Source organism: Streptomyces sp. NPDC001880, assembly GCF_053594575.1.
This window is the reverse complement of the sequence record NZ_JBSFET010000049.1, coordinates 16,582-36,980: the sequence shown is the minus strand read 5'-3', so window position 1 is coordinate 36,980 and position 20,399 is coordinate 16,582. Positions and strand designations below refer to the sequence as shown.

The 20,399-nt window shown below is 67.2% G+C and carries 22 protein-coding genes, 1 tRNA gene and 2 pseudogenes; 8 read left to right on the top strand and 17 right to left on the bottom strand.

Going from position 1 to position 20,399, the window contains the following annotated elements:
* Window positions 1–605: 605 nt before the first annotated feature.
* Window positions 606–1,205, top strand: a complete 600-nt coding sequence (locus ACWCQ6_RS23860; protein ID WP_451092292.1) for a hypothetical protein — start codon at window positions 606–608, stop codon at window positions 1,203–1,205.
* 341 nt (window positions 1,206–1,546) lie between these two features.
* Here the strand turns inward: ACWCQ6_RS23860 and ACWCQ6_RS23855 are convergent, their stop codons facing one another.
* Window positions 1,547–2,752 (bottom strand): PP2C family protein-serine/threonine phosphatase, encoded by a 1,206-nt coding sequence (locus ACWCQ6_RS23855; protein WP_451092290.1) that lies wholly within the window; start codon window positions 2,750–2,752, stop codon window positions 1,547–1,549.
* Between the two features lie 56 nt (window positions 2,753–2,808).
* Window positions 2,809–3,075, bottom strand: a complete 267-nt coding sequence (locus tag ACWCQ6_RS23850) for a hypothetical protein (RefSeq protein ID WP_451092288.1) — start codon at window positions 3,073–3,075, stop codon at window positions 2,809–2,811.
* 135 nt (window positions 3,076–3,210) lie between these two features.
* Here ACWCQ6_RS23850 and ACWCQ6_RS23845 point away from each other — a divergent pair.
* Window positions 3,211–3,441 (top strand): annotated as a pseudogene (locus ACWCQ6_RS23845) (DUF5994 family protein); the annotation flags it as partial.
* 85 nt (window positions 3,442–3,526) lie between these two features.
* Here the strand turns inward: ACWCQ6_RS23845 and ACWCQ6_RS23840 are convergent.
* A complete protein-coding gene (locus tag ACWCQ6_RS23840) occupies window positions 3,527–3,733 on the bottom strand; it encodes a hypothetical protein (protein WP_451092286.1) in 207 nt (68 codons plus the stop codon).
* Window positions 3,734–3,827: 94 nt separating this feature from the next.
* Here ACWCQ6_RS23840 and ACWCQ6_RS23835 point away from each other — a divergent pair, with 94 nt between their 5' ends.
* Window positions 3,828–5,096, top strand: coding sequence for an ATP-binding protein (locus tag ACWCQ6_RS23835; protein ID WP_451092284.1), 1,269 nt, complete (start codon window positions 3,828–3,830; stop codon window positions 5,094–5,096).
* Window positions 5,097–5,395: 299 nt separating this feature from the next.
* On the opposite strand, the gene ACWCQ6_RS23830 is transcribed toward ACWCQ6_RS23835, so the two are convergent.
* The gene (locus tag ACWCQ6_RS23830) at window positions 5,396–5,602 is read right to left on the bottom strand and encodes a hypothetical protein (protein ID WP_451092282.1); all 207 of its coding nucleotides are present in this window, start codon (window positions 5,600–5,602) and stop codon (window positions 5,396–5,398) included.
* Between the two features lie 713 nt (window positions 5,603–6,315).
* On the opposite strand from ACWCQ6_RS23830, the gene ACWCQ6_RS23825 reads away from it, so the two are divergent.
* On the top strand, window positions 6,316–7,446 hold the full coding sequence (locus tag ACWCQ6_RS23825; protein WP_451092280.1) for a site-2 protease family protein: 1,131 nt from the start codon (window positions 6,316–6,318) through the stop codon (window positions 7,444–7,446).
* 580 nt (window positions 7,447–8,026) lie between these two features.
* Here ACWCQ6_RS23825 and ACWCQ6_RS23820 read toward each other — a convergent pair.
* The 4 genes from ACWCQ6_RS23820 to ACWCQ6_RS23805 form a co-directional block, all read right to left on the bottom strand.
* Window positions 8,027–8,299 carry a hypothetical protein gene (locus ACWCQ6_RS23820; protein WP_451092278.1) on the bottom strand — a complete coding sequence of 91 codons (273 nt, stop codon included), beginning with the start codon at window positions 8,297–8,299 and terminating at the stop codon, window positions 8,027–8,029.
* Between the two features lie 38 nt (window positions 8,300–8,337).
* Window positions 8,338–8,604, bottom strand: coding sequence for a hypothetical protein (locus tag ACWCQ6_RS23815; RefSeq protein ID WP_451092275.1), 267 nt, complete (start codon window positions 8,602–8,604; stop codon window positions 8,338–8,340).
* A 102-nt stretch (window positions 8,605–8,706) separates the two neighbouring features.
* Complete coding sequence (locus tag ACWCQ6_RS23810) at window positions 8,707–8,922, bottom strand: hypothetical protein (RefSeq protein ID WP_451092273.1); 216 nt, start codon at window positions 8,920–8,922, stop codon at window positions 8,707–8,709.
* Window positions 8,923–8,926: 4 nt separating this feature from the next.
* Window positions 8,927–9,520 (bottom strand): DUF5994 family protein, encoded by a 594-nt coding sequence (locus ACWCQ6_RS23805; protein WP_451092271.1) that lies wholly within the window; start codon window positions 9,518–9,520, stop codon window positions 8,927–8,929.
* Window positions 9,521–9,792: 272 nt separating this feature from the next.
* On the opposite strand from ACWCQ6_RS23805, the gene ACWCQ6_RS23800 reads away from it, so the two are divergent.
* Both ACWCQ6_RS23800 and ACWCQ6_RS23795 read left to right on the top strand, forming a co-directional pair.
* Window positions 9,793–10,287, top strand: coding sequence for a DUF5994 family protein (locus tag ACWCQ6_RS23800; protein WP_451092269.1), 495 nt, complete (start codon window positions 9,793–9,795; stop codon window positions 10,285–10,287).
* A gap of 12 nt (window positions 10,288–10,299) precedes the next feature.
* Window positions 10,300–10,588: pseudogene (locus ACWCQ6_RS23795) on the top strand (PRC-barrel domain containing protein); the annotation flags it as partial.
* Window positions 10,589–10,988: 400 nt separating this feature from the next.
* Here the strand turns inward: ACWCQ6_RS23795 and ACWCQ6_RS23790 are convergent.
* The 9 genes from ACWCQ6_RS23790 to ACWCQ6_RS23750 form a co-directional block, all read right to left on the bottom strand.
* Window positions 10,989–11,660, bottom strand: coding sequence for a nucleotidyl transferase AbiEii/AbiGii toxin family protein (locus ACWCQ6_RS23790; protein WP_451092267.1), 672 nt, complete (start codon window positions 11,658–11,660; stop codon window positions 10,989–10,991).
* Window positions 11,657–12,004, bottom strand: a complete 348-nt coding sequence (locus ACWCQ6_RS23785; RefSeq protein WP_451092265.1) for a transcriptional regulator — start codon at window positions 12,002–12,004, stop codon at window positions 11,657–11,659. Before ACWCQ6_RS23785 ends, ACWCQ6_RS23790 begins: the two co-directional genes overlap by 4 nt.
* Before the next feature lie 584 nt (window positions 12,005–12,588).
* On the bottom strand, window positions 12,589–14,016 hold the full coding sequence (locus tag ACWCQ6_RS23780; protein ID WP_451092263.1) for a DUF6177 family protein: 1,428 nt from the start codon (window positions 14,014–14,016) through the stop codon (window positions 12,589–12,591).
* Window positions 14,017–14,032: 16 nt separating this feature from the next.
* On the bottom strand, window positions 14,033–14,173 hold the full coding sequence (locus tag ACWCQ6_RS23775; protein ID WP_161275694.1) for a hypothetical protein: 141 nt from the start codon (window positions 14,171–14,173) through the stop codon (window positions 14,033–14,035).
* 276 nt (window positions 14,174–14,449) lie between these two features.
* Window positions 14,450–15,097 (bottom strand): pentapeptide repeat-containing protein, encoded by a 648-nt coding sequence (locus ACWCQ6_RS23770; protein WP_256088848.1) that lies wholly within the window; start codon window positions 15,095–15,097, stop codon window positions 14,450–14,452.
* Complete coding sequence (locus tag ACWCQ6_RS23765) at window positions 15,078–17,399, bottom strand: hypothetical protein (protein ID WP_451092260.1); 2,322 nt, start codon at window positions 17,397–17,399, stop codon at window positions 15,078–15,080. Before ACWCQ6_RS23765 ends, ACWCQ6_RS23770 begins: the two co-directional genes overlap by 20 nt.
* On the bottom strand, window positions 17,396–17,596 hold the full coding sequence (locus ACWCQ6_RS23760) for a DUF6507 family protein (protein ID WP_451092258.1): 201 nt from the start codon (window positions 17,594–17,596) through the stop codon (window positions 17,396–17,398). Before ACWCQ6_RS23760 ends, ACWCQ6_RS23765 begins: the two co-directional genes overlap by 4 nt.
* Complete coding sequence (locus ACWCQ6_RS23755; RefSeq protein ID WP_451092256.1) at window positions 17,548–17,931, bottom strand: DUF6507 family protein; 384 nt, start codon at window positions 17,929–17,931, stop codon at window positions 17,548–17,550. Before ACWCQ6_RS23755 ends, ACWCQ6_RS23760 begins: the two co-directional genes overlap by 49 nt.
* Before the next feature lie 833 nt (window positions 17,932–18,764).
* Window positions 18,765–18,838, bottom strand: a tRNA-Gly gene (locus ACWCQ6_RS23750).
* Between the two features lie 467 nt (window positions 18,839–19,305).
* Between ACWCQ6_RS23750 and dcd the strand changes: the two genes are divergently transcribed.
* Together dcd and ACWCQ6_RS23740 are read left to right on the top strand one after the other, a co-directional pair.
* A complete protein-coding gene (gene dcd, locus ACWCQ6_RS23745; RefSeq protein WP_072487843.1) occupies window positions 19,306–19,881 on the top strand; it encodes a dCTP deaminase in 576 nt (191 codons plus the stop codon).
* Between the two features lie 6 nt (window positions 19,882–19,887).
* A complete protein-coding gene (locus tag ACWCQ6_RS23740; protein ID WP_451092254.1) occupies window positions 19,888–20,397 on the top strand; it encodes a phosphoribosyltransferase in 510 nt (169 codons plus the stop codon).
* The last annotated feature ends 2 nt before the right edge of the window (window positions 20,398–20,399 follow it).

The window sequence follows — 20,399 nt, the reverse complement described above, 5'->3', positions numbered from 1 at the left end:
GGGGAAGGCGCTGCGGGCGAGGCCGATCACGCGCTGAGCAGGCACTCTAATGGCCAAAGGCATCGCTGACCAGACTCCACGAGGATCCCGCTCGCAGGCCCGGTGCTCGGGGTGGCCGATGTCTGGGCACGGGACAGGAATGGTGCAGCGGCGCGGATCCGGTGCGCGGAGAAGGCGAGCCCGATGCCGCGCCACTGCCACCCACTGTCGCCCAAGGCCGGTGTCATCAGGCCGTAGTCGGGGCGGGCTCCCCTCCTCCGACATGGAGCAGAAACCGCCTGGATCGCTCGATCGGGTCGCCGGGTCGCCGGGTCGCCGGGTCGCCATTCGGCCAAGGCCGCTCCCATTTCACTTGGCGGCCGACTCAGTTCGAAAACCCGGACGAAGCGGTGAGTCACCTTTGGATGGATCTCGCCGTATTTCTTTACGGGGGCTGCGTTTCGTCGGTGATTCGAGAGGGTTTGTCGGCTGTTCTGTCGGAAGAAATTACTCGGAGGGTTGACTGTGCTGTCGTGATCGCGAAGGTGTGCGTAAAGGGGCTGGCTGTTCGCTTTCGTGATATAGTCCTGATGAATTTATAGGACGCCGCGAAAAAGGGGAATGGCGTGAATACCGAGAAGGTTACGGCTCGACGTCTTACGGCCGGAGAGGTCTCAGAATTGGACCTCCAGGACGACATCTTCGTCTCGGCGGTGATGGATGGCCTTCCTCTCGACTGCTACGCCCCGGCTTTCCTCACGAAGCCGGGTAAGAATTTCGAGGGAGGGTCCTTCACTGCGAGGACGATCTTCGGTGAGGAAATTCATGTTCTCCCGGACAATGCCGAAGAGCGCGGGATCTGGATTGCCGACAAGGCAGGGGAAGAAATCGAGGTTCTCCGGAGTGCCGGCGTCCTCCTGAACCTCGCACTCTTCGTGCCCGACGGGAACAAGGAATCGCTGGATTCGCTCTACTCCGCCGCACGGGACGCGTTCGGCGCGGGGATCGTTCAGCGCTGGAGCGAGGAAACCGTCGCGGTGCCGGATGTCAAGGTCGATCTGTACGAGGAGCCGGCCCGGGCGCGGAAGAACACGAACGGCCAGAACCGCGACCGCCGCGCCCTGGACATCTATCCGACCCGAGTGCGGTTCCTGGAGCCCAGCGAGGGCTGGAAGTTCATTGTCGAACCGCACAAGGAAATCGTCGATGACACACCGACGATCTGACCTGATGGCGGCCTAGAGGCCGCGCCGGAGGCACAAGCCCCTCCCGGTGGCGGATTCAAGAGGGCGTAGCAACCCGCTGGTCGAGCGGCTGTTGTCAGCAGTTCAGTCAGACGCTCGGCTGGAGTTTCCCAGCCGAGCGCTCTGCGTGGGCGGGAGCTGTTCCGGCGGGTGGTGCCGAATCGAACTCGCGCTCCGAGCTTGGGAATCACTTGGCACTTGGGCCGGCAAAGGGCTCTGACCTGCGGGAACGATGCCTAGCGGCCCGTTCTTGGCTGTCTCTTCCGCCCCCTTGTTCACCGCTGCGTACCGGCCCTACTGGCACGTTGTGGCACGACGGCGGATCATCCACGCCACTCGGCCAGGACGAGCGTGGCGTCGTCGGAGGTGGCATCGCCGCGGGCCCGTCTGAGCGTGTGGGACAGGTCGCGTGCCACCGCGCGGACCCCTCGGTCGGCCCTGTCCAGTTGATGGATCCAGGCGACCAGTTGGTCCTCGCCGAACTGTTCCTGCCCGTTCTTGCGCTCCTCGGTCAGGCCGTCGGTGAAGCAGAGGATGCGGTCCCCGGGAACGAGTGCCACTTCGCTGACCTGCGGCTGTGCTCCTCCGAAGCCGACGGGGAGGGTGGTGGGGCTGTCCAGGCGGCGTACGACGCGGTGTCCGCGGATCAGCATGGGGGCGGGATGTCCGGCGTTGACCCATTGGAGGTGGCCGGTGTTCGTGTCCAGCCGCATCATCTGCGCGGTGACGAAGTGGTCGGGGGCGAACTGCTCGGCCACGGCCCGGTCCATGAAGAGGTAGATCTCGGACAGCTCGACGCTGATCCGGCGGGCGTGCCGGTATGCGCCGATGGCGACGGTGGCCATCGTGGCCGCGTCCAGCCCGTGGCCCATGGCGTCGATCATGGCGAGGTGGAGGGCGTCCCCGTTCAGGGCGTAGTCGAAGCTGTCGCCGGCCACGTCGTAGGCGGGCTCCAGGACTCCGGCGACCGCGACGCGTGGCATCGACATGGCCAGTGGCGGCAGGAGCGCCCACTGGATCTCGGCTGCGACGCTCATCGGTTCGCTGCGGCGGGCGCGGAAGAACAGGTCGGTGTAGCCGTTCTGGGTCTGCAGCAGGTCGGCGGTCAGGCCCGCGATCCTGCGCAGGATGCGGCGGTCGTCGTCGACAACCGTGTCCAGGGTGACGGCCAGGACGCCTGCCTGTTCGCCGCCGTCCAGCAGCGGTAGGAGGACCCGTACCCCGTCGGTCAGCTTCTCCTCGACCGGGTGTGAGGTGAGGAAACACCGGCCTGCCTTCGAATGGTCGATGGGCAGGGGTTCGCCGCCCGTCAGTCCCTCGCCGGGCAGGGGGACCAGCCATTGCTGCCCGTAGTCCTGGAGCAGGATCTGCAGATCCCGGCCTCCCAGCCGGGCCACCGTGTCGGCGACGACCGGTCCCACCCGATGGGGTGGCAGCTCGTGCGCGCGGTCCAGGAGCCCACCCAGCAGCATCTCCCCGAAGCTCTCCGCGCGGTCGTCGTCACGATTCCCGTGCCGTCCGGTGGTCATTCCGTTGCCTCCACAAGGGCGGCGGTCTGCCGTGCCGACCTCGTCGCCGAGGCTGGTCAGGGTTTCTCGGAGTGGGGGTCCGCGCCGCTCGGGGGGCTGCTGGTGGCCGGCCAGGAGCGGGCCGGCTCCGCGACGTGCGCGGTGTCGACGGTGAGGTGGAGCCGCGTGCCTCCGCCCGGGGCGGGATAGCTGCGTTGCTCGTCGCCCGCGAAGCAGCGGCGGAGGACTTCGGCCACCGCCCGGGCGGCGTCGGGCGTGACGGCAACGATGCGGACTTCGGCATGCCCTGGCGCCGGCAGGGCTTCTGAGTCGTAGCGGGTCAAGGCGGAACCGTCCTTATCACCCGGGGTCGCTCCCGCGGGGCCGGAGCGACACAAAGGAGCGCGTACCGACACGTTCCCCCGTATCTCCACCCTACGTCCGACCGGCCCGTGCCCGTCGGCTCCGATCAGGAAGCCGACGACCGGGTCGTGCACCTCGACTCCTTCCCCGTCGGTGACGACACCGTCCTGATCACCTGCGGCGAAAACGACCACTTCGCCCTCCTGGTCGTCCCGCCGAACACCACGCCCGAGGCGGCACGCATCGCCATGGCCCGCGCCGTCCACGCCGACAACGTCACCCAGGCCGCCGAGATCCTCGTCGCCGATCTCCCCCGACCGACGGCCGCGCCACCGGAGCCCGCCTGATCGGGGTGCAGGGTTCAACTCCTCCGACACTCATCCTGCCCGGGGTCGTTGGGGGAGATATGTACCCCGTCCCCGACTCGGGCTTTCAGGCCATCCGGCTTCCGGCCCGACCGGCAGGTGGTCGTCTACCGGCGGCGAGTTCGGTGCGCTCGATGGCGGAGAAGTGGACGAAGTCGAAGCGGAGGCGTCCGGCGTCGACGAGGGAGCCGTGCTGGCGCGTGGTCGCTCGCCAGCGTGCGGCGGAGTATGTGGGTGGCGGAGTGGGAGCGGGCGACCGCATCGCGGTGGTCACCGTTGACCAGGTCTTCGGCGCGCGGCCGCTGCAGCGCGCGTTCCGGCTTACATCGGCTGATGATGGGAGTACGGCCGAACGCGCGGAGCTGAGCATGACGGGTTGGCGTGTCAGGGACTACACCCAGGAAGATCTCGAAGCGGTGATCCGAGTCGACGCGGAGAGCGGCACGGCCGAAGAGGCGCCTCTCTTTCCGCTCTCGGACACTGTGGCGGCCCTCCAGGCCCTCCACCCGGCGGTGGTGGCCACCGCGGACGAGGAGGTGGTCGGCGCCGCGGTGAGCAGGGTGGAGGGTGACCGGGCGTGGATCCTGTGCATCGGCATGGCGCCTGCCTGGCGGCACCAGGGGCTGGGCAGCGACCTGATCACGGCCCTGGAGGACCGGCTGTTCGCCGGTGGCGTCCGAACGGTGCACGCGGTCCTGCCCGATGGCGAGACCGGTGCCACCGCCCTGCGTAACTGCGGCTTCGGCGCCCGTCCGGGCCTGGTCTTCTTCGAGAAGCGCGGGCGAGTGACCCCTCAGGCGGTCAGCATGCTCTCGTCGCTCGGAGCGGAGCTGCCGCCAGGGGGACTGTGGCAGAAGGTCGCGGGCATGCAGAGGGAGAAGAAGCTCATCGAGCGGCGTCTGGTCCTGCCACTGGCCCATCCCGAAATGGCCGCCCAGCACGGGGTGGAGCTGCCGCGGGCGGTAATGATGTTCGGTCCGCCCGGGACCGGCAAGAGCACGTTCGCGCACGCGATAGCCAGCCGTCTGGGATGGCCGTTCCTCGAACTGTTCCCAGCCCGGCTGGCCGCCGAGTACGGGCTGGCCAGCGGGCTGAAAAGGCGCTTCGACGAGATCGCCCGGCTCGACCACGTCCTGGTCTTCATCGACGAGGTCGAGGAGATCGCGGGGACCCGGAGCGGTGCGGACGCGACCGCGGTCGGTGTCGTCAACGAACTGCTCAAGGCGATCGTCCGGTTCCGGGGCCAGGACGGGCGGCTGCTCGTCTGCGCCACGAACGACGTGACCACGCTCGACTCCGCGTTCCTGCGGCACGGCCGTTTCGACTACGTGCTGCCGATCGGCCCGCCCGACGACCGCGCGAGGACCGCGCTGTGGGAGAGCTATCTGACCCGAGCGGGCGCGGAGGCCGACGGCACGGCGCTGGCGTCCGCCAGCGAGGGGTTCACCCCTGCCGACATCGCCCATGTGGCGCGCACCGTTTCCCAAGCCCAATTCGAGCGTACCTTCGACACCGGAGCCCGGGCCCGCCCCACCACCGAGGACTACCTGCGCACGATCGGCGAAACCAGGCCCACGGTCAGCGCGGCCATGGCCCAGGAGTTCGCCCACCAGACCGAGAAGTTCGCCCGCATCTAGGCCGTTCCTTCCTCCTCGGCCACCAGGCCCCGTCCAACTGGCCGTAGAGCGTGGCCTTCGGGGCGAGGGACAAGCGGGCCGGGAACTCTGCGGCGAGGTCGCCGGGCGCGGTCCGGTCGAGGGTGCCTCAGGACAGCGCCGCCGATGCGGAAGGCTGACCCCCGAATTCACGGCGGCCGAGCCGAGAGTGCGGCGCCACCGTGGTGGGCGGCCCGGTCTCCTTCGGCGTCGGGCGGGATGCGACAGAGCCCGGCCGGAGTGTTGCGTACCGGCCGGGCTCCGGGCGTGCGGTGCCCTGGTCAGAGCCCCTCGTCGTGCAGGTCCTCTTCGCGCAGCAGGTCGTCCTCGCGGCGGCGCGAGCTCTCCTTCTGCCCGGGCTTCCGTCCCTGTTCACGGGCCTGCCTGCCCGGTCGGGGCTGCGCGGGGTCTCCGGGGCGATGGTGTTCCTGCGCCTCGCGGCCCCGGCCCTTGCCCGGCTCCTGACGCTTGTCCTGCGTACCGTCCATGACGGCGCTCCTCTTGATGCGTGGGGGTACGGATTCCTCTCGGATCACGCTGCCACGCACAGCGAAGGTCCGCATGATGGCGACTGCGAAGCGAGACACACGGATGACGCCCCGCCTGTCGGCCTCACAGCAGAGGGCGACTGACGGCAGCGACTCGGAATTTTGAGTAGCGTCCAGAACCAACCCGACGCGCCACGAGGGCACTTGTGGCACACGAGGGCACGCGGGCCCCGAGGGGTATGGACAGCAAACAAGCCCCAGGCAGGTGACCTGGGGCTTTGCAGTGGAGCGGGTGACGAGAATCGAACTCGCGCTCTGAGCTTGGGAATCAACCAGCGCGTGATCGCCAGACATGTTCCTGAGCAGCGGAAACGCTGCACAGGCGTGTTGCTGGCCGACGGCCGGACGGTGCGCTGTGGTGACCGCTTTTTCCCCTACGAATGGCACGTAGTGGCACGCGGGGTGTGTCGGATCGGCTGGAGCCGTGCATTTGGGTTCGGAGGGGACGAGGGGCGGCTGGCGTACCCGGATCCGGAATGGACGGGCGGGCTCTTCGGGCAGTTCGCCGGTCAGCAAGCCCGTTCCGGGCCCTGGGCGATTGCGGGAGATTCCGAGAGCGACAATTGTGGGTGGGTGCCGTGCTGGTCGGTCCATGGAGTCGGGTCGCGAGGTCCTGTCCGGTGGACCGGGTGCCGAGCCGGCGGGAGACGACGATGAACGGCTCGGTCCGTGTCGGACAGGTTGTCGGGGTACCACTGCGGATGCACTGGAGCGTGCCGCTGCTGGTCGTCCTGTTCGCGTACGGTCTTGGCCGCCAGACCCTCCCCGCGTGGACTCCAGGGCGCTCGGATGCGGTTTACACCTTCGCCAGTGCAGTGGGGGCCGTGCTGCTCATGGGCAGCCTCCTGCTCCACGAGACGGCACACGCTGCGACTGCCCGCAGGAAGAAGATCGCGGTACAGGATGTGACGCTGTGGGCGCTGGGCGGGATGACCCGGATGGGGCGACCGCCGACGGCCGCGGTGGCTTTCGCAGTGGCGATCAGCGGGCCGCTCACCAGCCTGGCCATTGGAAGCGCCGCGCTCGGAGCGGGAATCGGGCTGCACGCGATGTCCGGCTGGGCTGTGCCCGCCGCCGTTCTGGTGTGGCTCGGCTGGGCGAACCTGTTCCTGGGCGCATTCAATCTCCTTCCCGCTGCGCCGCTCGACGGCGGAAGGGTGGTGCAGGCGCTGTTGTGGTGGCGTACCGGAGACCGGGAACGTGCGGATCGGGCGGCCTCCCGAAGCGGTCAGGTCGTGGGCGGGCTGCTGATGGCCTTCGGCTGGATCTCCTTCCTGCGTGGGGCGCCGGGCGGGCTGTGGATCGTCTTCGTCGGTCTCTTCATCACGGTCGTTGCCGGCGCCGAACGGCAGCGCGCCGTGATCCACACAGCGCTGCGGGGCATCAAGGTGGCCGATGCCATGTCCAGCCCGGTGACCACCGGCGCCGACTGGCTGACCATCCGGCATTTCATCGACGAGGTGGCCGTGAACTCCCGCCATTCCGCCGTGCCGCTGCTCGATTTCGAAGGCCGTCCCAGCGGGATCGTATCGATACGCAAGCTTGCCCGGATACCGGGAGCGCGCCGGGAGGCGTTGCGCGTGCGCGAGGTGGCGATCCCGCTGTCACAGTGCGCGGTTGCCGCGCCGAGTGATCTTCTGAGTGAGGCTCTCGACAAGCTCCGCCCGGGTACGGGCATGCGCATTCTCGTCGTGGACGGGCACCATCTGGTGGGGATCGTCACCGCGAAGGACATTTCACGGCTGACCCAGCAGCACGCGCTGGGGGGCCGAGGGACAGACTGAGCCCTGCGCGACCTCGTAGCAGAAGCCCGCTCCGATGGTCAGGGCCGTCCGTGCCGGAAGTGCACGAACCAGTTCTGGGCTGCAGTCCGGCAGGGCGACACCATCTGAACGGAACACTCTGCGCCGCTGCCGACGTGCACGTCTACGCGTACGGGACCGCCGCACAGGACGCGGTCGACGGGGTCCGCATCGATGTGGGCCAGGTCGGCCGGCCTCCGGGAGAGGGGCGTTGCGGACCGTGCCCACCTCCTGGCCCCGGGGCTCCTGGCGCCTTCGCCCCGGAGGGGGACCGATCCGCCGGCTGTGAGGCGGCCACATGACGTCGGGCGCGTGGGCCTTATGGCGGCCGTCGTCGCAACGGCCCCAGCGCATTCACTCCGCCGGGGCCGCCCTTCCGGATCGTCACACGTGAGAGTGCTCGATCCACGTTTAATTGTACGACTGCGGGCCGGACGGACCGGGAGGGGAGAGCGGGCCATCGGGCAGGCCCCGTCCCCCTCGTTCGTGTGCGCGCAGGGGGCCGTGCAGGCCGTACGTGCCGGGCTGAGCGGTGGACGGCTCGGCCCTTGGACAGTCCGGCTCAGTCGCGTTCTTCTTCTTCGGCCTCCATGCGGCGGATTCCCTGGTGGGTCAGGGAGACCATCGCGGGTGTGTTGCCCGGTTCCCAGTCAACAGTGATCAGACCTTCGCCGGCGAGGTACGTGCAGGCGGCGGCCAGGTCTTCCTCCGGGATGCGCAGGTCGTTCTGCAGCTTGCGCCCAGGGACTCCGAGGAGACGGTTGCCTTCGGTGGCTTCGTAGAGGGCGGTCAGGACCCGCTCGCGGTAGATCTGCCGCTCGCGGAGGGTCGCCATGATCGAGTCCTTTCGTGCATGTGAAGGTCCGGTGCTTCTCAGACTTCGTTGCCGTGGGTGCCGGTGTGCGCGGACGGTCTGCTGGTGGTGAGCCAGGAGAGGGCCGGTCCTGCGGCGGATTCGGTGTCCACGGTGAGGTGGAGCCGGGTGCCGCCTCCGGGAGCGGGGTAGCTGCGCTGTTCCGTTCCGGCGAAGCAGCGACGGATTACTTCGGCGACCGCGCGGGCGGCTTCGGGAGTTGCGGCGACGATCCGGATCTCGGCGTGTCCTGCCTGCGGCAGGGGCTCGTTCTCGACGGGGTACAAGGCGGTGTGTTCCCTTCCGGGCGAAGCGAGAGGCCGACGGGTGGGTTGTCCCGGGTGTCGGGCGCCCCACCCGCGGCCTTCGGTCGGAGGAGCGGTCCGAGGTCAGGGCCAGATGCCCGTGAGCCTGCGGCTGGAGGCTTGCCCTGTCGAGGTGTGGTGGCCGTGGCTGTGGCCGGGTGGCCGGCTGATGGCCGGGAAGGGATCGCTGAAGTGGTGGACCGCGATGCGTGCGTCGTGCTGGGCGTTGAGCCGGTGGATCAGGAGCATGCCGAGCGCGATCAGGAGGGCGCCTGCCGCGAGCGTGATCAGGGTCTCCATGTCGTCATCTCCGCGTGTTCCCCGGCAGGGGAATCATCCGCGCGCCGACGACCGGGTGCCGGAGAGGCAGCAAGGACCCGCCATCGGTCTCCCAAGCCTCCTGGCTGCTTCGGGCGTCCCGCATACGGCGGCCGGTCGCGGCTTCGTCGGACATCAGCACACCTGCGGTGAGGACGCTGCCGGGGACGGCGGCGGCGGTCATCAGCCGGGCGGCTGCGGCGGGCTCGGTCTCGGGCGGGATCACCAGCAGGTCGCAGCGGCCTGCGGTGCAGGTGTAGGAGAGCAGGATCATCTTGTCGGGATCCTGTTCGGTGAACCAGCCCACGTGCACGATGTGCCCGGTGACGGGAACCTTGTGCGGGACGACGGGCCAGCGGGTCGGGTTCACCATGGCGCGCGTGATGCGTCCCCAACGCCCTTCCAGACGTCCTTCCAGCGCTTCGACCAGGGACGGAAGCTCAGTGAGCAGGTCGCGCGAGCGGGGCCACCAGGCACCGTCCAACTGGCCGGCGAGGGTGGTTTTCGGCGTGAGGGAAATGCGCGTCGGGAGCGGGGGAACAAGCGTCCGTGCCACTCCGCGTTCGACGGTCGTGGTCATGATGCGGACCCGTCTCCGGGCCGCCCTGCAGGACGGCCCAGTGTCTTGATCGCCGGAAACGACGTCCGCGTGGGAGCGGGTGTTCGAGTTACTCCCGGTACTTTGAGCCTACTCCGCGCCGCGGCCGGGCGAGCCGTTTTGGCCAGGTGATTTCCGACCGGGAACACCGCCCGGCTGATGCTCGTGGGCAGGCACGCGGAGTACCGTGACAACAAGGCGGTATCTCGCCGGCCATGAGGTGTCGGCGGCCCCGCGCAGGCAGGCGGACCACCATGGCCGAATCTGACACCCCCACCCCCCGGAGGCTCCTTCCGGACGAGATCCATCGGGCGGTGAAACCCGGCACGGCACTGCTCCGGCTGCAGACAACGCACTTTCGCGAAGGCATCCTTGACGGTGCCTGGTGGCCCCGCTCCCGGGACGTCACGGCCGAGCTGCCCGCCCTGATCGAGGTGCTCACCGCGCACCTCGGCCCCATCACGAGGGTCGGCCTGGACGCCGCCGCCTGGGAGGATGTCCCGACTCGTGTGGTCGTCGACGACCGGGTCGTGCACCTGGACTCCTTTCCCGTCGGCGACGACACCGCCCTCATCACGCGCGGCGACAATGACCACTTCGCCCTCTTGGTGGTGCCGCCGGACACGACACCCGACGCGGCACGAGACGCCATGGCCCGTGCGGTCGACACCGACAACGTCACCCAGGCTGCCGACATCCTTGTCGCCACGCTTGCCGAACCGGCGACCGAGCGCGAGGAGTCGGGATGATCGGAATGGTGGATCCGTGAGTGGGGGACCGACGACGTGGTGGACACCCGGGGCCGCAGGATCGGCGAGCTGGAGGCGAATTACGTCGACACCAGCACTGACGAGTCGGCCATGGCCGCGATCCGGGTCGGTTTGCCCACCCGCCAAGTCTGGTGTTCGTTCCTCTGGACGGTGCGACGGTGCGACGGTGGGCCCGGGTTATGTGAAGGTCGCCCATGACTAGGCACCGGTGAAGCAGTGCCCTGCGATCGGCACCGACGACGTACTTCCGGTCGGGGACGAGGATGCGGTCTTCCGGCACGGACCGGGAGCAAACCCGGCACCGCGCTCCGGGCGTGCTCAGCGAACTGCAGGTGCACGCCGAGGGCGTTCATGCGAGTTGGGGCATGCCGAAGGGTTCGGAAAGGCCCGAGAGATCCAGACAACAAAGCCCCGGGCCGCTGGCCTGGGGCTTTTTCATGGAGCGGGTGACGAGAATCGAACTCGCGCTCTGAGCTTGGGAATCTACGGTGCTTGGACTGCCACAGGGGCCTTGGCCTGCATGTTTGCCTGGACCGGGTGAGGTCGGCGAGGTCTCTGGGAGCCGTACGTGACCGCTGTTGTCCGCTTTGAAGGGCACGGATGGGGCACGGCGGCCGAGGGGCAGCCAGCCCCTCGTTGCGAACCGCATTCCTGTCGAACGGTCGGCATCCGTCAGACCATCAGTCCTCGTGCGGGGCCTCAAGCTCGTGAAGCCGTTCCCCGATGTCGTCGGCCCAGGTCTGTGCCCACCGGCGCAGCCCGGCAGTTGCCTGCGCGTCGAGTCCGTAGGCGGCGAATTCCGTGTCATCGATCCAGTCGGCTCCGCTCAGCCGCGCTTGAAGCTCGCTGAGGTCGAAGGAGTCGCGGGCATGGCGTCGGCCGAGCTCTTCGAGTTCGACGGGGCTCCAGCGGTTCGTGGCGGCCTGCACATCGATCAGGTCCCTGGCGAGTCCGCGGTCGGCCAGGGCGCGGACCTTGGTGCCGACGACATCTTCGAGGGACAGCACCAAGCCGTGTTCGGTGTGTACGGGTGGTCGCCAGAGTGCTTCCTTGAGGATGTCGACCTCGCACTCTTCGCGGCTGGCAGGGTCGGTGACGATCAGGCGTGCGGACAGTGGGTCTGTCTCCAGGGCTTCTACGTGCCATCCGCGCCGCTCCAGTCCGGTGCGCACGACGGTCGCGATGTCCTCCATGGGATCTGGGTTCTCGGTCGCGACATCGAGGTCCTGGCTGAGCCGGTCGACCAGGCCGTGTGCTTGGACCGCGTAGCCACCGGTGAGCACCAGAGGGTAATCACCGCCCACGGCGAGCACATCTGCGAGCAGGCGGCGGTGCAGTTCTGTGAGGTTCACGCAGCGGCCTGAACGCTGTGAGCCAGTTCGTCGAAGGAGCTCTCCCAGACCTCACGGACATCACGGCTGACCAGTGTGCGCAGTGTGGGCCACAGGCCGACGAGAAGGTCGCGATCGAGGTACCGGACCAGGTCGTCGTGCTGCCCTTCGGCCAGGACGATGCGGTAGTAGCTCATCCGCAGCCGGGGCTGATCGAGGTCGAACGTAGTGAGCCCCGACCATGCCAGGTGGAGCGGCAGACTCACTGTGCCGTGCTCGGGGCCGACAAGATCGGACAGCGCTGCGGGCAGGCGCCGAGCAAACTTGGCACGGCGGAGATCAGAAAGACCGGGCGGTGTTGCCATAGCTCGATTATCCAGGAAGAGCCAGTGGTGGGCTCCGCGATCCGCGGACGTACGCTCCCGCGGGCAGGCAGAGGGGTCGACCGGTGCCGTTCCGCCAGGGGTGAAGCTGTCAAAGAGGAAGCCCCGGGCCGTTGGCCTGGGGCTATACATGGAGCGGGTGACGAGAATCGAACTCGCGCTCTGAGCTTGGGAATCACCCTGCACTCGGTCCATGTATAGCCTGTGAACTGCGGGAACGCGCCTTGATGGCCTCGTCCTGATAGCGGCTTCAGCCCTTTGGTGACCGCTGATTACCGCCCCTTCTGGCACGTTGTGGCACGGCCACCTGCGTGGCGTCGGGAGAGACGCTGGGCGGGAGGAAAGTCGTGTTGCCCGGCGCGGTGGTGGGACTCGGCAGGATGCTCGGTTGTATGAGCGATAGCTCGATGTGCCGCCGCTCACGTATCCGATCCGAGGGCCTTGCCGGGCCGGTGGGCGGCAGAGCCGGGAGGCGGGGTGTCGCTCCTGTGCGGGGCACACCGGCACTAGCATGTCCGTCTTCCGGTCGGACGCAGCGCGCGACCGAGCGCACCATGCGTGATCGTTCAGGCGGGCGGCGCCCCTCGCAGATGACGCATGAGCTGCTCAAGTGCGTACCAGCTCTCGGCGGTCTCTCCGTCGCCGAGCGGGTAGTAGAAGCCGGGCCGGGCGTTCGGGCCCAGTCGCACCGGGCGTTCCTTGAGCGGTGTCCTGCTCGCGGTGTCGCGTCCTGCTTCCCGGACCTCCGCGGGGCCCAGCACGAAGGCGTAGGGCAGCGGCGGGTGCTCGAAGTGGGGCGGGGCGCTCAGGTCCCGGCGTGCCGCGCGCAGCTGGCACAGCATGGTCTTCAGTCCATGCCGGGTCACGAGTTCGTCGGCCAGCTCCGGCAGTGCCTCCAGGGTCGGCTTCTCACCGGGGCCGTAGCCGATGGTGAGGGTGATGTCCTCCTCTACGCCCTCCGGGGTGCGGATCACGCGCAGGGTGGCGACGGCGGGCTGGTTTGGGACGCCGACGACCACCGTCCAGGTGGGCCGTGGGGCACGTTCGTACGCCAGCTCGGTCAGCTGCCGCCTCGACCAGGCCAGACCGGCCGGTTCCGATGTCCCCCAGCTGGCCGGCGGGCCACCGGCCAACGCCTGCCAGGCGGCTTCCAGCGCGCCGCCGAGAACGAGGTCCGCCCTGGGAGGGTGCAGGGTGCGGAAGGAAAGGATGAGCTGACACTCGCCGCTGGGCCGAACCTCTGCGAAGGCGTCCGCCACCGGGGTCTCACCGTTCTCATCCCGGACCGGGGAGAAGGTGTCGTTCTGCCAGCGCAGCACTGCGCCGGTCAGTCCGTCGTAGTAGCCGCACCGTTCGTCCTGGACCACCCAACGCGAGGATGTGGACTGCAGCAGCATGCGGGTGGGCAGGGAGAGCCGGCTGTGCGACGGGGTGACGATCTGAAGGGACCGGTCGCTGTCCACGGTGGCCCGCAGTGCCTCGGAGAGCCAGCTGGTCATGGGGACGACCGGTCGGTCCTGGAGTACGACGGCAGCCTTGTTGGTGAGCATGTCGACGGCCGGCTGGGCAGCGGCGGGGGCCGGTACGGCGGTGATGCCGGAGACATCGACCGGGCTGGCCGCACCGACGGTGCCGGGGGCATCCGGCGGCCAAACCCTGCCGCCCAGAAGCATGGTCAGCCGTGCTGCGAAGGCACCCGCGAGCTGTTCGGCCTGGGGAACCCCCGCGGCGGCACGGGCCTCGACCCACCACGCCGGGCCGTCGCCGGACGGCTCGGCGCCGGGACCCAGCAGCCGAGCCGCCTCACCCCGCACCTGGAGCAGCAGCGGCACCTCGATCGAGACGAGTGGACGACCCTCAGCATCACACAGCTGGACCACGGCACCCTCGCCAGCAGCCTCGACCCGCAGGTCCGGGCCGCCCGCGAGCAGGCCCGCCAGCACGCTCAGCGCGTCCGGTACACGCTCGGTGAGCGCGATCACGTCCTTGGTCATGCGAAGTATTCTCCGATCATGCGTGGTCGGCTGTCGTCTTGATGCCGACGTCCGCGGCAGCACGGATCACCGTTCCGTATCCCACCGCCTGGTCCCAGGTCGTCAGCACCAGGCAAGCCGACAACCGCCCGATCTCGGGCGCACTGGGGCTGTTCATCAAGGCGACGAGGCCAGGGGCACAGAGCCGGTGCAGCAGGGACGTTCGAGCGCGTCGTGGATCACGTCGTCGATTTCGTCCGTCGGCTGACCGCCGAAATCCGTGTCGCACAATTCACGATGGCAGTGCATGGGACGGCTACTGGATCCTCTGCGTTCGTCGCCGACAAGCCGCCTGAAGAGCCGCTCGACTTCGAGACCAGAAGAATTGACAGATCAGCGAAAACCAGTCACCTGCTGCAGAACTGGTGGATTCCGACTAATGGGCCGCCAGGCCCTATTGTGATGGGCGGCGCGGAGGAATCACTCGTACTTGTCCGCCTCGCGCACCGATCCATGCCTCGAGTTCTGCGCCGGCCAGCTCTTGGGAAGATTCGCCGCTGAAGACAGTGATCGGCCCGAAAACGGTGCCCGTCAGGCCACGCACCACTGTAGTGTCGTCGACTTTGATCTCGAAGAAGTTCTCGTCAAGGACAGCATCGGTCAGGTCTGCCCCCCTCATGTCGGTGTCGATCAGCGAAGCACCGAGGAACCGTGCTCTGCGGAAGCTCGCTCCCGACGCGTCGACATCGCACAGCGAAGCCCGGACCATGTCCGTTCCGTCGAGCCGCGCTGATCGGAGCACCGCCTCGTCCAGGTTCGCCCTGACGAGATCAGCTCCGGTCAGATCCGCTCCGGTCAGATCGGCCGACTGAAGGTCGGCCCGGTAGAAGGACGTGCTGGCAAGTCGTACGCCTACCAGGATTGCGTCGGTGAACCATGCATTCGAGAAGTCTCCGCCCGAGAGGTCGGCGCCCCGGAAGTCACGGCCCATCCCGTTGAGGTTGTACTCACTCGAGGCAAGCCATTCCTGCAGTTGCCGTGTGGCGTCCGGATCAGTGGGGAGCACGTTCGGCTTCCAGTTCTTACGGATACCAGATGACACGATCTCCCCAACCGCGGCTTTCAACAGTTGCTTTGACGCTGTCGATTGCCGCTTGATTTGCATTCCGGATGTCAATAATTACTATACGTCCGCGCTTTTCGATCTGCTTCACCAGTTGTTTGTTGACCCATGCCTCATTGTTGGCCGGGTCGTACGCACCCTTGAACGGCTGGGACTTGTCGCGCACATTATTGAATGGAGGATAGTCGGAGTGGACGCCCTTGATGTCATAATACTCGCCGGTGGTTTCGGAATAGAACTCGCCCATATCGGCTTCCGGGCGGCGGATGTCCTTCGGGAGACGTCCGCTCTCCCGAAGGTCGAGGCCGACCCGGGCCTCATCCATCGATTTTTCATCGATCTGATTCTTGTGATCCGGGTCGTGCTTCAGGTGATCGAATTCTTCCGGAGCCCGCTTCTCCACGTCTTCCAGATGGCCCCAGTGCGCTGCCTTTTCCTCCGCCGTCAGCTCCGGAATCGGCTCGTTCACACGATCGCCGGGCGTCGTGCCTGTCTCACTCGAAGCATCCGATGTTCCTGTTCCCCCGTGCTCCTGCGTCTCCCCGCCGGGCGTGTGCTTCTCCACCTGGCCATCGGCACCGTCACCGGATCCGTGATCGGCGGAACCGGACGCAGGGTTGTCGCCGCCCGCGTCGCTGCTGTGGGCTCCGTCGCCGCCATGGGTGTGCTCCGAGTGGCCGCTCGCGCCCGTACCCGGGGTTTCGCCATGACCACCGCCGCGGGAAGGCGTGTACGAACCCGCGGCGCTGCCCGAGCCTCGACCGGCCGTCGGGTGGTCCGCGGCGTGGCCGCCCGTGGACGGCGTGTGGTGTGTGCCACCGCCATCCGTCAGGTGGGAACCACCGCCCGGGTGCGCCGAGCCGGTCGGGTGGCCCGCCGTGTTCTCCGCGCGGCTGGGTCCGCCCGCGCCCTCGAGCACCTTCTCCTCGCCGGGGGTGGTCTCGTGCGTGTTGGGCAGGTCGTCCTTGTGCGGCTCCCGGACGGGTTGGGTATCGGGAACGACGTTGCCGTGTTCGTCCCTGATGTACGCATCATCGCCGATGATGCGCTTGTTGCCCGCGTGGTCGACGTATTCATGGCCGGGGGGCGCGTCCACCCCACCTGTATGAGGCGGAGCCCCGGTGGGTGCGTTGCGGGCCATGTCGTCGATACCGGCCTGGCTGGCCTTCAGGCCCTCCATGAAGTCGCCGACCTTCAGCTTGGTGACACCCGCCGCCTTGCCGAGGTAACTCATCGGATCGACGAGTGCGCCCGCCTTGCCCAGCACGGTCGCGGCCTCCGCGCCCACACCCAGCTTTCCGGCCTTGCCGAGCTTGAGCAATGAGCCCGAACCGAGCGTCGCACCGTTGAAAAGCACGGCCCCGAACGCCCGCGAGGGATCCTTGTCCCACTCGTCCCACGCGACCAGCGACTTGCCGAAGTTGCGCAGAGCCGCCTTCTGCTTTTCACGGTCACTGTGGTCGACCGGGCCGAACATCTTGTCCATCGCCCAGTCATACGGCGTGATGATGTAGGCGCTGATACCGCCGAAGACACTACCGATGCCCGACCAGGTCTTCTTGAAATTGTCCCAGTCGAACACGTTGACCATGCTGCCCAGGCCCTTGATCGTGCCCCAGACGCCGTCGACGAAGAACCCCTTCAGCCCACCGCCGACGTGGTCCTTCGTCCACTCCCACGCAGCCCGTAGGCCCGTGTACTCACGCTCGTCGGCCGTCCCCCAGGGTGTTTCCTTGGCGTCCTTGACGTCGCTTTCCTTGAAGCCGTACATGCCGGCCTTGTGCGACCCGTCATCAACAACGAAGCGCGTACCGCCCACCAATGAAGTGATCTTGTTGGCCGCATCACGCTCGACGCCCTGGAACGCCACCCATGTTGTGCCGACCTCACGGACAAGACGCGCGTTCTCGTCGATCTTGTCCTGGTCCTTCTGCCAGTCGTCGTCTTCCTTGTTCTCCGCGACGAATTTCTCCGCATCCTCGCGGAGATGCTTCATCTTGTTCACCAGCGGACGGGCGGTCGACGCGAACTCGGTCAACGCACCACTGACGGACTCCAGCTTTTTCGCGAACTCATCCGCCTTGTCCCGCACCGGGACGGTCGAATTGAGCAACTCCTCCTGCTCGGGAGCGTCATAGACCGCGTCCAAGGCTTGGAAAGCGTTGTGAGTGTCCTTGCCCGTACCGCGAATGCTGGAGGCAGTCGTCTTCAGTGAAGTCGCCTGCGTCTCCAAGGCCTCCAGATCGCCCGTGAAGGTCGGTATCTTCTCCAGGTCAATCACTTCTTGAGACCCTTCAATTCTTCCGGAGTCGGAGCCTTGGAGTACTCCTTCTGCTTGTTCCTTGCCATCTCCAGATCGCCCTTGATGTACTCCTCAGTGGCCAGGCGCGCCCCGGTGATGGACTTCCCCGTCCGAACAGCAAGAAATTTCAATTCGCCGTTCGTATGGTCCTGGAACTCCTGCAACGCCTGAGCCACGGGGCCGAACGCGCCCCCTTGGGAATTTCGGTCCCGCCCAGAACCATCGTCCCCGCACACGTCGCGGCGCCCAGCAAGCCCTCGCCGTACGACGTGAACTCTTCCTCGAACTCGCCGCCGACCTCGGCTGTCCTGCTCAGGACTCCACGAACGCCATCCGGCTTGATGTCCCACTTGGACACGGTCCCCCCGCTCCGTAATCGTCTCTTTCCAGTGCCCCGGCGTCCGCCGATGGCCTCGACGGCGGCCGTGGCCCTGACCGGCGCCTGGTGCGCCGTGCCGTCGTTGTACCCCAACGTCGAGCGCGCGATGATCAAGCAGGTCTCGGTCACCATCTCGTGTCAGTCATCGGTCCGGTCAACACCGCTTGATCACAGCGCATTTCACGAGCTGGACACCGTCGCTTCCCAGGGCCCGCCGTCCGATCACCACGGCCTGCGCCGGTGTGTCATGTCTATCAACAGCGCATTACCACTTGCAAAGTGGATAGAGGAACGTCCACATACCTTTTACCGTAGCAGTGGTATTCATCATGGAATCAGCCACCGCTGCAATGCAGTTGCGGCAAAGTGCGGCTCGGCCAGACAGATGAGCAGCCGCGCTCGGCAGGGACGATATGGCAGCTGACCTCGGCGGGAGCCGGCCCATGCACTTGGGCAGGTCCTGTTCCGCCATCTTGACAAGGCCTTGGTCCGGCGGCGGCTGATTGGCTGCTTCCGCGCCTGCGGGCCGATGCGCTCCGAAGGGCAGATGACCTTGCGCCGGAGTTCGGCGCTCACGCCCCGCTCGCCGAACGGTTCGCCAAGGCTGCTCCGGGGCTGGTGGCGAGGGCGACACCAAGTCGACAGCGGATGTCCTCGCGATCCACTTTCCGACCATCCTCCGCAGGGAGCTCGGCGCGGCTCCTCGACCGGTTCGCGGAGGAAGAGCCTGACGGGCTGCCGTTCGTGGCGGAGGAGGGAGTCCCGCGGCTCACAGGCCAGACCCTCTCTGCCCGGTCCAGCGCCACACTGCCGATCAGTACTCGGACACGGATCGTCGACCAGCTCGTACGGGCTCGGCGCACAGCGGCGGACCACTGGGCATCTGGCACGGATATGGCACGCGACGCATGGAGCAGGTCTCAGACAACAAACAAGGCCCTGGTCTCTGACCAGGGCCTTCATCATGGAGCGGGTGACGAGAATCGAACTCGCGCTCTGAGCTTGGGAAGCTCATGTTCTACCATTAAACTACACCCGCGAAGCGGTGCCGCCTGAGCGGCGCCTACCGCCCCACACTGTACCCCATCGCAGGTCCCCGGCGTTTGAGCCGTGGGGCCTTTTTGTTGCGTGCGGAAGGTGGATGCGGGTGCCGTGGGCGGGAGTTGGGGGCGTAGCGTGGTGGTCGGAGTGCCGCCTGGAGTGGCGTCCTGTTCATCCCCTAATGTGGCTTTCTCGTCCAAGGCTTGTTGGGGAAGGGACTTGATGGACTCCATGGAGCGCACCGTCGTCCGCTGTGCCGAAGGGCACGTTTTCGCTACCGCTTCGTTCCCGATGCAGCAGCTCGGGGCCGGGCGGATCGGTCCCGGGCGGCTCATTCGCTGTCCGCGCTGTGCGCGGTTGCGGCATGCCGTGCCGGTGGTGTTCGAGCAGCGGTAAGCGGCGGTGGCAGGCGCGCGGGCGGTCCCGGATTGGGGTGGGCCCGCGCGTTCTGCGTATCCTCGGGGCGTGCTTCTCTCAGATAAGGACATCCGGGCCGAGATCGACGCCGGACGTGTGCGCATTGATCCGTTCGACGCGTCGATGGTGCAGCCCTCGAGCATCGATGTGCGGCTCGACCGCTACTTCCGGGTGTTCGAGAACCACCGCTATCCACATATTGATCCGGCCGTCGAACAAGCCGATCTGACGCGCATGGTCGAGCCGGACGGGGACGAGGCGTTCATCCTGCACCCCGGTGAGTTCGTGCTCGCTTCGACGTATGAGGTCATCTCGTTGCCCGACGATCTTGCGTCGCGGCTGGAGGGCAAGAGTTCGCTGGGGCGGCTCGGGCTTGTGACGCATTCCACCGCCGGGTTCATCGACCCCGGTTTCTCCGGGCACGTGACGCTGGAGCTGTCGAATCTCGCGACGCTGCCGATAAAGCTGTGGCCGGGGATGAAGATCGGGCAGCTGTGCATGTTCCGGCTGAGTTCGCCCTCGGAGTTCCCGTACGGCTCAGAGCGATACGGATCGCGGTACCAGGGCCAGCGCGGGCCGACCGCGTCGCGTTCATTCATGAATTTCCACCGGACCCAGGTGTGATGTCCCATGAGCGGTGAGGCGAGTGACGTGCGCGAGAACCTGACCTACGAGGGGTTCGGTCGCGCCGTGCGTGAGCTGGCGCAGACGGTGGCGGACGACGGGTACGAGCCCGATGTCGTGCTGAGCATCGCGCGCGGCGGGGTGTTCGTCGCCGGCGGGCTCGCCTACGCCCTGGATTGCAAGAACATTCATCTGGTGAACGTGGAGTTCTACACCGGCGTGGGCACCACGTTGGAAATGCCGGTCATGCTGGCGCCCGTTCCGAACGTCATCGACTTCTCGGACAAGAAGGTCCTGATCGCCGACGACGTCGCCGATACCGGGAAGACGCTGAAGCTGGTGCGTGATTTCTGTATCGATCATGTCGCCGAGGTGCGCAGCGCGGTCATCTACGAGAAGTCGCATTCGCTCGTGAAGTGCGAATACGTGTGGAAGAAGACCGACCGCTGGATCAACTTCCCGTGGAGCGTGGACAAGCCCGTCGTACGGCGCAGCGGGCAGGTTCTGGACGCCTGAGC